Source organism: Pseudoalteromonas sp. SR41-4 (assembly GCF_014163985.1).
Lineage (GTDB): Bacteria > Pseudomonadota > Gammaproteobacteria > Enterobacterales > Alteromonadaceae > Pseudoalteromonas > Pseudoalteromonas rhizosphaerae.
Genome location: NZ_JACJEI010000077.1, coordinates 1 through 1,125, shown reverse-complemented (window position 1 = coordinate 1,125; position 1,125 = coordinate 1). Strand labels below are relative to the sequence as shown.

Sequence of the window (1,125 nt, the reverse complement as noted above, 5' to 3'; positions counted from 1 at the left end):
GCAGCACCTGTATTTGCGGGGCTGAGACACATCGCATTTAATCAGCTAAAAGCAGAAACAAGCTTTAATAAAGGCATGCCCGCAAAACAGAAAAAAGCTATGCGCAGTACAGATTACCTTGAAAACGTATTGAAATCATAGACTTTTTTCATGCTCTTGCCCTGAGTTAGTAAGTACTTTTACTTGGCGCTTAAAACAGAGGGGCAACGTTTTGATAGCAGATATCAATTCATTTTGATTTTAGCTACAATACGCGCCGATCAATTTATAGGTAATCGTAGTGACTAATACCTCAAGTAATTCAGTACTGGTTTTACGCGCTCAACAAATTAGTGAGTCTCGTCGTGAGTTTAATGCCCGTGGCGGTAAAATGGATCGCTGTGAACGATGCTTAATCGCGAAACATTACTGTATTTGTGACGGTGTGGAGCCGGCTGATAGTAAGGCGGCGGTATGCTTACTTATGTATCACAACGAGAGTTTTAAACCCTCTAATACAGGGCGATTAATTGCTGAAATTATTCCTGATAATCATGCTTTTCGTTGGGACAGGACTGATCCTGACGATAAACTATTAGCCTTATTAAATGACCCGCAATATCAACCTATGGTGATCTTTCCTGCTACAGATGTTGAAGATACCGCACGCGTTATTACTGATGTACAACACCAGTCTAATAAACGTCCCTTGTTTATCTTTTTAGATGGCACATGGCGTGAAGCGAAAAAAATGATCCGCAAAAGCCCGTATTTAGACGAGTTGCCAGTCCTCTCAATTACCGCAGAAAAACTGTCAGATTATCGCTTACGTGTAGCCCCTCACGCACACCAACTTGGCACCGCTGAAGTGGCCATTATGGTTTTAGCACTAGCTGGGGAGGTTGATGCAGCAACTAAGCTTGAACAGCATTTTATGAAGTTTCGCGACGCGTATTTATTAGGTAAGCGCAATAAAGGCAGACCTGAGTAATTTGGTTTCCCCATGTTGTACCTCGAAAAATCGCGATATAAAATCGCTTATATGGACTCCTCCTATTGCACAAGCCTTTTTACATTAAAATGATGTGATTGCGTGCTTATATACGGGCTCTAATGAGGCGCTACCTCGGCCACTTTGATGTTTTC

General features: G+C 42.0%; 1 protein-coding gene. It reads left to right on the top strand.

Annotation, left to right across the window (positions count from 1 at the left end):
• Positions 1-280: 280 nt before the first annotated feature.
• Positions 281-970 carry a tRNA-uridine aminocarboxypropyltransferase gene (locus H5180_RS23290; RefSeq protein ID WP_145234820.1) on the top strand — a complete coding sequence of 230 codons (690 nt, stop codon included), beginning with the start codon at positions 281-283 and terminating at the stop codon, positions 968-970.
• Positions 971-1,125 lie beyond the last annotated feature (155 nt).